Genomic DNA, 9,206 nt, shown 5'->3' with positions numbered 1-9,206 from the left:
ACCGGGCGACCCTCGCGATGAAGTGCGACGGGCTGTCCGACGAGGACCTGCGCCGGCAGTCGACGGGGACGCGGCGTCGGTGTGGTCTCTCGGGGAGGTTGCCGGCTCAGGCGATCTTGCGCTGGGCGGGGACGGTCGACCGGTGCGGCTGGCCCAGGCGGGCCTCCAGTCGGGCCACGTCGACCCGGCTCTGGCGGCGGTCGGCCAGGTCCTCCCAGCCGACGGCGAGCAGCCGCAGCCGCTCCGACTCGCTGAAGCCGCCCCACACGCCGTACGGCTCGCGCACGGCGAGGGCGTGGGCGGCGCACTCGGCCCGCACGGGGCAGGCGCGGCAGACGGCCTTCGCGCCGGACTCCCGGCGCAGGCGGGACGAGCCACGCTCGCCGTCCGGGTGGAAGAACTGAGCGCTGTCCCGGCCCCGGCAGGCACCGAGCCGCTGCCAGTCCCAGAGGTCGACGATGGGTCCGGGCAGTCTGCGTACGTTCGACATCAGCACCCCTCCTCCCGCGCGGCACCGCGCAGATCCTGGTGAATCGGCGTCCGGGCGACGGTCCGCGCAGGCGCGCCGTTTCCGGCCTGGGACCTCCGTACCCGGGCCGTTGCCGGCTCACACACCTGTGATCGAAAACTTCCGGCAACTGGCGGCATATGCCCCACTTGTCGGAAAAGTTCGGAGGATTGCCCGAACCCCCTCGCGACCCGACCCGGTCATGGTCTGCTCTTGGACGGAGAGGAGACCACTGTGCGTACGGTTCTCGTGTGCGTTCGGACACCGCTCGCGGCGCAGTATCTGGCGTCCGCGGCGGCACGGCTCGGGCTGTCCGCCGTGGTGCGGACGGCCGTCTCCGACCCCGAGGTGATGTTGCGGCTGGCCGAGCGCCCGGCCGACGTGGTGCTCGCGGACACGGCCCTCACCCGGCCGGACAGCGCGGGCTTCGTCCGGCGGGTGCTCGCCCGCGCGCCGCAGGCCTCCGTGCTGCTGCTCGGCACGGAGGAGTCGGAGGCCGCCGCGGCCACCATCAGCGCGGGTGCCCGGGGCCTCATCCAGGGCGTCGACCAGGACCTGACCAGCGCGGTGGCCAAGGCCCTGCTGCTGCTCTCCTCGCCCGGCCGGGCCGCCCGACGCCCGGCCACCGACCCGGCCCGGGACACCGCGGCGGTCGGTGGTCCCGCCCGTACCGGCCCGGCCGGCCGGCCGGCGGCCGAACCGGGACCCGGCTGGCAGGCGACGGCCCCCGACGGCCCGGGCGGCACCCCGACGGTGGTGCCGTCGCAGCGCGGCGACGACCCGGCCGAGCCCGCCGACGAGCCGGCCGAGGCCACGCCCCCCGGGCGGCGGGCCGGGCCCGGCCCGCGCGGCGGCCGGTCCCAGGTCGGGCTCACCGAACGCGAACTCCAGGTGCTGCTGGGCATGGCGGAGGGCAAGAGCAACGCCGAGATCGGCCGGGAGCTGTTCGTCTCGGAGGACACCGTGAAGACCCACGCCCGGCGGCTGTTCCGCAAGCTCGGCGCGCGGGACCGCGCGCACGCGGTGGCGGCCGGCTTCCGCGCCGGCCTGGTGGCCTGAGCCCCCGCACCCGACCGGCCGGCACCCGTCGTCAGGCGGTGGGGTCGGGCTCCTCGTCGGTGCCCTCGGTCAGCGTGTCGTGCACCCCGTCGGCGTAGCCACGGGCGTAGTCCCAGGTGACGTAGTGGTCCGGGTCCGGGTCGTAGGCCGGCTCGTGCACCCGGGGACGCCCCGAGCTGAGCAGGTGGCGCAGGTTGCCCCGCAGCAGGTCCCAGTCGAAGTAGTGCGGCTCCCGGCAGTCCTCGCACTCGATGACCAGCCCGCGCACCCCGATCGGCGCCAGCAGCGCCTGGTAGATCTCCAGGTCGGCGAGATCCTCCAGCACGTCCTGACGCTCGACGTCGGTCAGCGGGTCGAGCGGGGCGTCGTCGCCCGGATCGTGCAGGCCGGCGGCCGGATCAGCCGGGTCGCCGTTGAAGGGGTCGATGGGCTCGTCGTGCACCCCCTCACCGTAGACCCAACGCCAGGGCCGCGTCCGCCCCCGCCACCGGTGACCTGGGCTGCCACCGCCCGGGGACGGCCCGTGCCGGTGGGTACGATGGGACGACGCGCCCGTCACCCGGCGTGTGCCGGTGCCCGCCCGCGCCACCTCGCTGAAGCCCGTCCGAGCAGCTCAGGGGAGCAATCGTGGAATTTTCGCCCAGCACCGATCTACCGGCCGGCGCCGACAGCGGCGAGCTGGGCGGCCACCTGCCGGAGCTGCCCGCCGGCTCGGCCCGGGTGGTTCCGCTCGGGCTGACCTTCGACGACGTGCTGCTCCAGCCGGGCGAGTCGGATGTCGTGCCCAGCCGGGTCAACACGGTGACGAAGCTGACCCGCAACATCAGCCTGAGCATCCCGCTGCTCTCCAGCGCGATGGACACGGTGACCGAGGCCCGGATGGCGATCGCCATGGCCCGCCAGGGCGGCATCGGCGTGCTGCACCGCAACCTCTCCCTGGAGGACCAGGCGCTCCAGGTCGACCTGGTGAAGCGCTCCGAGTCCGGCATGATCACCAACCCGGTGACCGCCAGCCCCGACGACACCCTGCGCGACGTCGACGCCCTCTGCGGGCGCTACCGCATCTCCGGCGTGCCCGTCGTGGACGGCGAGGGCCAGCTCGTCGGCATCGTCACCAACCGCGACATGCGGTTCGTCTCCGACCCGGCCACCCCTGTCCACCAGATCATGACCCGCACCCCGCTGGTCACCGCCCCGGTCGGGGTGCGCAAGGAGGACGCGCTCGACCTGCTGCGCCAGCACAAGGTCGAGAAGCTGCCGATCGTCGACGACTCGGGTCGGCTGCGCGGCCTGATCACGGTCAAGGACTTCACCAAGAGCGAGCAGTACCCGAACGCCACCAAGGACGACGCCGGCCGGCTGCGGGTCGCCGCCGCCGTCGGGGTGGGCGACGACGCCTACAAGCGGGCGCGGGCGCTGGTGGACGCGGGCGTCGACGTGCTGATCGTGGACACCGCGCACGGCCACCAGCGGGCGGTGCTGGAAATGGTCGCCCAGCTCAAGAAGGACGTCACCATCGACATCGTCGGCGGCAACGTCGCCACCTACGCCGGCGCCCGGGCGCTGGTCGAGGCGGGCGCCGACGGCGTGAAGGTCGGCGTCGGGCCGGGCGCGATCTGCACCACCCGGATCGTCGCCGGGGTGGGCGTACCGCAGATCACCGCGATCATGGAGGCCGCGCGGGCCGCGCGGCCGGCCGGCGTCCCGGTGATCGGCGACGGCGGCATCCAATACTCGGGCGACATCGCCAAGGCGCTCGTCGCGGGCGCCGACACGGTGATGCTCGGCAGCCTGCTGGCCGGCTGCGAGGAGAGCCCTGGCGAGCTGATCTTCATCAACGGCAAGCAGTACAAGGCCTACCGGGGCATGGGCTCGCTCGGCGCGATGCAGTCCCGGGGCCAGGGCAAGTCCTACTCCAAGGACCGCTACTTCCAGCAGGACGTGCTCGCCGAGGACAAGCTGGTCCCCGAGGGCGTGGAGGGCCAGGTGCCCTACCGGGGCCCGCTGTCCGCGGTCGCCCACCAGTTGACCGGTGGGCTGCGCGCGGCGATGGGGTACGTCGGCGCGGAGAGCATCCCCGAGCTGCACCGCCGCGGTCAGCTCATCCGGATCACGGCGGCGGGGCTCAAGGAGAGCCACCCGCACGACATCCAGATGACGGTCGAGGCGCCCAACTACCACTCCCGCTGACCATCCCCCCTGCGACAACTGGAGTCCCCCATGCGTGACGTGGTCGAGATCGGGCTGGGCAAGACCGCGCAGCGCGGCTACCACCTGGACGACATCGCCATCGTGCCGAGCCGCCGGACCCGGGACGTCGACGACGTCTCCACCGCCTGGCAGCTCGACGCATACCAGTTCGGCATCCCCTGCGTCGGGCACCCGTCGGACGCGACGATGAGCCCGGCCTCCGCCGTCCGGCTCGGCCAGCTCGGCGGCCTCGGCGTGCTCAACGTCGAGGGCCTGTGGACCCGCTACGAGAACCCGACAAAGGTCCTGGAGGAGCTGTCCGGGCTCGACGAGGACGCCCGCGCCACCAAGCGGCTCCAGGAGGTCTACGCGGAGCCGATCCGCCCCGACCTGATCGCCGAGCGGGTCCGCGAGCTGCGCGCCGGCGGCGGCACGGTGGCGGTGCGGGTCTCCCCGCAGCACACCCTGGCGCTGGCCCCGGTGATCCTCGACGCCGGCGTCGACATCCTCGTCATCCAGGGCACCATCGTCTCCGCCGAGCACGTCTCGACCACCGACGAGCCGCTCAACCTCAAGGAGTTCATCGCCGACCTGGACCTCCCGGTCGTCGTCGGCGGCTGCACCGACTACAAGACCGCGCTGCACCTGATGCGTACGGGGGCGGCCGGCGTCATCGTCGGCATCGGCGGCGACGAGTGGTCCACCACCGAGTCGGTGCTGGGCATCCGGGTGCCGATGGCGACCGCGATCGCCGACGCGGCGGCGGCCCGCCGGGACTACCTCGACGAGACCGGCGGCCGGTACGTGCACCTGATCGCCGACGGCGACATCGAGACCTCGGGCGACATCGCCAAGGCGCTCGGCTGCGGCGCCGACGCGGTGATGCTCGGCGAGCCGCTGTCGCTCTGCGCCGAGGCGCCGGCCGGTGGCGCCTGGTGGCACTCCGCCGCCAGCCACCCGTCGCTGCCCCGGGGCGCGTTCGAGACCGCCGGCGACCCGCTCGGCTCGATGGAGCAGCTGCTCTTCGGCCCGGCCGACGAGCCGGACGGCCAGCTCAACCTCTTCGGTGGCCTGCGCCGCGCCATGGCCAAGTGCGGCTACCGCGACCTGAAGGAGTTCCAGAAGGTCGGCCTGGTCCTCGACCGCTGACCTGCGCAAGCAGCACCACCCGCACCGGCCGCGCCGATAGGCTCGGCCGGTGCGTCGTACCCGCCGTCGGATCCGCCCCGCGCTCGCCGTCGCCGTCGTCGCGGCCCTGCTCTCCCCGGCCTGCACGAGCGGCGACGAGCGGGGCGGCCTCCGGCCCGGGGCGGCCGACCTCGGCGACCCGTACGTCCCGGGGGCCGGCAACGGCGGCTACGACGTCGCGGGCTACCGGCTCGCGGTCCGCTACGACCCGGCGACCGACCGGCTCGCCGGGCGGGCCGCGCTGACGGCCACCGCGACCACCGGGCTGTCCCGGTTCAACCTGGACCTCGCCGGGCTGGACGTGTCGCGGGTGGCCGTCGACGGCCGACCGGCCGGGTCCGCCCGCGACGGCGACGAGCTGGTGGTCACCCCGCGCGACGGCCTTTCCCGGGGCGCCCGGTTCGTGGTCGAGGTGGACTACTCCGGCGTGCCGGCGGCCAAGGCCGACGGGCAGCTCGGCAGCGGCGGCTTCCTGCACACCGACGACGGCGCGATCGCCCTCGGCCAGCCCTGGTCGGCGGCCACCTGGTTCCCGGTCAACGACCACCCGTCCGACAAGGCCACGTACGACATCGAGGTGACCGTCCCGGACGGGCTGGCCGCGCTGAGCAACGGGGTGCCGGGGGAGCGGACCAGCGCCGCCGGCTGGACCACCTGGCGCTGGGCCGAGCGGTCGCCGATGGCCAGCTACCTCACGACCCTGGTGATCGGCGACTACCGGGTGCGCAGCGGCACGCACGCCGGCAGGCCGATGGTCACGGCGGTGCCGGCGAGCCTGCCGGAGGACGGGCCGGAGGCCGCCTCGCTGGCCCGCACCGGCGAGATCGCCGACTTCCTGGCCAGCCGCTTCGGGCCGTACCCGTTCGACTCCTACGGTGGGGTCGTGGTCACCGACGCCAGGATCGGCTACGCGCTGGAGACCCAGTCCCGGCCGGTCTACGGGCCGGGATTCTTCCGGGGCGGGCGACCCAACCCGGGGGTGGTCGCGCACGAGCTGGCCCACCAGTGGTTCGGCAACAGCGTGGCGCTGAGCCGGTGGAGCGACATCTGGCTCAACGAGGGCTTCGCCAGCTACGCGGAGTGGCTGTGGGAGGAGCACGACGGCGGCCGTACCGCGCAGCGCAACTTCGAGCTGGAGTACGCCGCGACCGACTGGTCCCGGCCGTCCGTCGACCCCGGACGGTCCCGGTTGTTCGGCGCGGCCGTCTACAAGCGTGGCGCGCTCGCCGTGCACGCGCTGCGCCGCACGGTCGGCGACGAGACGTTCTTCCGCATCCTGCGGACCTGGACGGCCGAGCGGCGCGACGGCAACGCCACCACCGACGACCTGATCGCCCTGGCCGAGCGGGTCGCCGGCAAGCCCCTGCACCCGTTCTTCGACGCCTGGCTCGTCGGCGGGAGCGCCCCCGCCCTGCCCTGACGCGGCTCCCCGTCGGCGCTCGGTAGGCTGCGGCCGGACCCGGCGCGGCACCGCCTGCCCGACCGCCCCGTGCGGCGGGGGCCGGCGGCACCGGCCGGCGCGGGTCCACCACGCTCGCCGGTGGGGCAGCCGGCGACGCAGGGAGGAGAAGAGGCGATGACGCTGTCGCGGCGAACGCTGTGCGCGGGCACCGGCCTGCTGCTGGCCGGGATGCTGGGGCTGGCCGGCTGCGGGTCGGCCGAGGACCCGGCTCCGGCCCCGAGCTCCGCCGCGCCGGCCGCGCCGCGCCAGTTCCTCCTCGGCGCGGCCGGCGTCGGCGACGCCTACTTCCCGACCTACGGCAACGGTGGGTACGACGTCAGCCGCTACACGGTCAAGGTGCGCTACGACCCGGCGGAGGACCGGTTGACCGGAACCACCACCGTGCAGGCGGCGGCGACCGGCGACCTGTCCGCGTTCAACCTGGACCTGGCCGGGCTGACCGTGCGGTCCGTGACGGTGGACGGGGCCCCGGCGAAGCACGGCCGCAAGGGCGACGAGCTGGTCGTGACCCCGGCCCGTGGCCTGATCGCGGGCAACGGCTTCGTCGTCGAGATCGCGTACGACGGCAAGCCGGAGCCGCTGCGCAACGAGGTCCTCGGCAGCGGCGGCTTCCTGCACACCGACGAGGGGGCGATCGCGCTCGGCCAGCCCGAGTCGGCGAGCACGTGGTTCCCCGTCAACGACCACCCCTCGGACAAGGCCACCTACGACTTTGAGATCACCGTGCCGCAGGGGCTGACGGCGGTCAGCAACGGTGTGCCGGCGGGAAAGAGCACGACCGGCGACTGGACCACCTGGAAGTGGGCCGAGCGCAGCCCGATGGCGAGCTACCTGAGCACCGTGGTCATCGGGAAGTTCCGGATCACCGAGGGCGAGCACAAGGGACGGCCGGTGTTCCACGCGGTCACCACCGACCTGCCCTCGGGCGCGGCGGACCGGTCGATCGCCGACACGGTCAAGGTGACCGACTACCTGGAGAGCGTCTTCGGGCCGTACCCGTTCGAGGCGTACGGCGGCGTGGTGATCTCCGACGCCCGGATCCGGTACGCCCTGGAGACGCAGAGCCGCCCGGTCTACTCCGCGAGCTTCTTCTCCCGCGGCGAGAACACGGCCGTGGTCGCCCACGAGATGGCGCACCAGTGGTTCGGCAACAGCGTGTCGCTGGCGAGGTGGCAGGACATCTGGCTCAACGAGGGCCTGGCCACGTACGCCGAGTGGCTGTGGGCCGAGCACGACGGCGGGCGCACCGCCCAGCAGGAGTTCGACGACCGGTACGCGGGCTCCTCGGGCCAGGTGTGGCGGACGCCGCCGGGCGAGCCGGGGGTGCCGAACCTGTTCAGCGAGTCGGTCTACCAGCGCGGCGGGATGACCGTGCACGCGCTGCGGGTGGCCGTCGGCGACAAGGCGTTCTTCGAGATCCTGAAGACCTGGGCGGCGCAGAAGCGCGACGCGAACGCGACCACTGCCGAGTTCGTCGCGCTGGCCGAGCGGGTCTCGGGCAAGCAGCTCGACGACCTCTTCGAGGCGTGGCTGTACGGCAAGCAGCAGCCGGACCGTCCCGGGCGGGTGTGACGGCGCTCAGCGCGTGACGCGCAGCTTCGGGTTGGCGGCGAGGTAGGCGTCGGCCCGGCCGGCGCGCAGCTCGGTGAGGAACTTCCGCCCGGTCTGCGTGAGCTCCTCGCCCCGGTAGGCGCTGCCCCGGCCGACGCCCGCGCCGGGCAGGTCGACAAGCACGAACCGCTCCGGCGTGAGCCCGCCGAGGGCGTACGCGACGTCCACGACGCGCGGCCCGCCCGCGTAGACCAGGGTGTCGCCGAGCGCGTCGACCACCTGCTGGACGCGCTCCGGCTGCCGGGCCAGGTCCTCGCCGAGGATCTTCGTGGCCAGCGCCTTGATCAGCTGCTGCTGGTGGCGCTGCCGGGCGTAGCCGCCGCCGGTGACGTAGCGCTGCCGGGCGTAGTCCAGCGCCTGCCAGCCGGTGAGGTGCCGCTCGCCCTTCTCGTAGACCATCTGCGGCCCGGTGTAGCCGCCACCGCCCGGCGCGGGCTCCCGGTGCCGGCCGTCGGGGCGGCGGTGCAGCGAGACGACCCGCTGGTCGACGTAGAGGTCCACCCCGCCGAGGCTGTCCACCAGCCGGTCGAAGCCGTTGAAGGTGAGCACCGCGCCGGCGTCGAAGCGCAGCCCCGTGTAGCCGCTGACCGTGCTGCGCAGCAGCTCGTACCCCTGGGCGGTGCTCGGCTGCTTCGGCTTGCCGGGCACCCGGCTGCCGTAGCTCATCGCGTGGGTGAGCTTGGTCCTGCCGCCGCGGTAGCCGGCCTTCGGGAAGGCCGGGATGTCGACAAGCAGGTCGCGGGGGAGGGAGAAGAGGTACGCCCGGTCGAGTCCCTTCGGCACGTGCAGCACCAGCACGGCGTCGCCGTGCGGCTCCCAGCCCGGCACGCTGACCCGGGTGTCCACCCCGACGAGCAGGAGGTTGAGCGGGCCGGTGATGCCGGCGCCCGGCGTCGCGGTCGGGCTCGGGCTCGGGCTCGGGGTGGGGCTCGCCTGCGGCGTCCCGGTGGCGCCCGTCGGCCCGATCGCGCGCCGCGGCCCGTCGTCGCGGACGAGCCGGGTGACCACCAGGGCGCCCACGGCCACCAGGACCACGGCCGCCAGGGCGGCCAGCCCCAGCACCCATCGTGGGCGTGGCGCCCCTGTCCGCTGAGTCATGCGACACCCCCGGTGATGACAACGCCTCGACGGGGGCGCCGAGTTGTGGGCGGGCGCCTCCGGGATCGTGGACCGGAGCATGATCCCGCG

8 protein-coding genes are annotated in these 9,206 nt (G+C 74.1%); 5 read left to right on the top strand and 3 right to left on the bottom strand.

What is annotated here, in order from left to right; genetic code table 11:
* Positions 1–106 precede the first annotated feature (106 nt).
* Positions 107–490 carry a WhiB family transcriptional regulator gene (locus AB0B83_RS18330; RefSeq protein WP_089003203.1) on the bottom strand — a complete coding sequence of 128 codons (384 nt, stop codon included), beginning with the start codon at positions 488–490 and terminating at the stop codon, positions 107–109.
* Positions 491–742: 252 nt separating this feature from the next.
* Between AB0B83_RS18330 and AB0B83_RS18325 the strand changes: the two genes are divergently transcribed.
* Positions 743–1,567, top strand: a complete 825-nt coding sequence (locus AB0B83_RS18325; RefSeq protein ID WP_357579189.1) for a LuxR C-terminal-related transcriptional regulator — start codon at positions 743–745, stop codon at positions 1,565–1,567.
* 31 nt (positions 1,568–1,598) lie between these two features.
* Here the strand turns inward: AB0B83_RS18325 and AB0B83_RS18320 are convergent, their stop codons facing one another.
* Positions 1,599–2,009, bottom strand: a complete 411-nt coding sequence (locus AB0B83_RS18320; RefSeq protein WP_357579188.1) for a DUF5319 domain-containing protein — start codon at positions 2,007–2,009, stop codon at positions 1,599–1,601.
* A gap of 185 nt (positions 2,010–2,194) precedes the next feature.
* Here AB0B83_RS18320 and guaB point away from each other — a divergent pair, with 185 nt between their 5' ends.
* From guaB to AB0B83_RS18300, 4 genes are all read left to right on the top strand, one after another.
* Positions 2,195–3,757, top strand: coding sequence for an IMP dehydrogenase (guaB, locus tag AB0B83_RS18315; RefSeq protein ID WP_311410773.1), 1,563 nt, complete (start codon positions 2,195–2,197; stop codon positions 3,755–3,757).
* A gap of 30 nt (positions 3,758–3,787) precedes the next feature.
* Positions 3,788–4,906, top strand: coding sequence for a GuaB3 family IMP dehydrogenase-related protein (locus tag AB0B83_RS18310; RefSeq protein WP_357579187.1), 1,119 nt, complete (start codon positions 3,788–3,790; stop codon positions 4,904–4,906).
* Between the two features lie 49 nt (positions 4,907–4,955).
* A complete protein-coding gene (locus AB0B83_RS18305; protein WP_357579186.1) occupies positions 4,956–6,365 on the top strand; it encodes a M1 family metallopeptidase in 1,410 nt (469 codons plus the stop codon).
* A gap of 156 nt (positions 6,366–6,521) precedes the next feature.
* Positions 6,522–7,979 (top strand): M1 family metallopeptidase, encoded by a 1,458-nt coding sequence (locus tag AB0B83_RS18300; protein WP_357579185.1) that lies wholly within the window; start codon positions 6,522–6,524, stop codon positions 7,977–7,979.
* 6 nt (positions 7,980–7,985) lie between these two features.
* Here the strand turns inward: AB0B83_RS18300 and AB0B83_RS18295 are convergent, their stop codons facing one another.
* Positions 7,986–9,116, bottom strand: a complete 1,131-nt coding sequence (locus AB0B83_RS18295; RefSeq protein WP_357579184.1) for an LCP family protein — start codon at positions 9,114–9,116, stop codon at positions 7,986–7,988.
* Positions 9,117–9,206: the final 90 nt, after the last annotated feature.

The sequence above is a fragment of the Micromonospora sp. NPDC049060 genome (genome assembly GCF_040649055.1).
Taxonomy (GTDB): domain Bacteria; phylum Actinomycetota; class Actinomycetes; order Mycobacteriales; family Micromonosporaceae; genus Micromonospora; species Micromonospora reichwaldensis.
The sequence above is the reverse complement of the archived record's forward strand: the minus strand, read 5'-3'. Positions and strand labels throughout refer to the sequence as shown.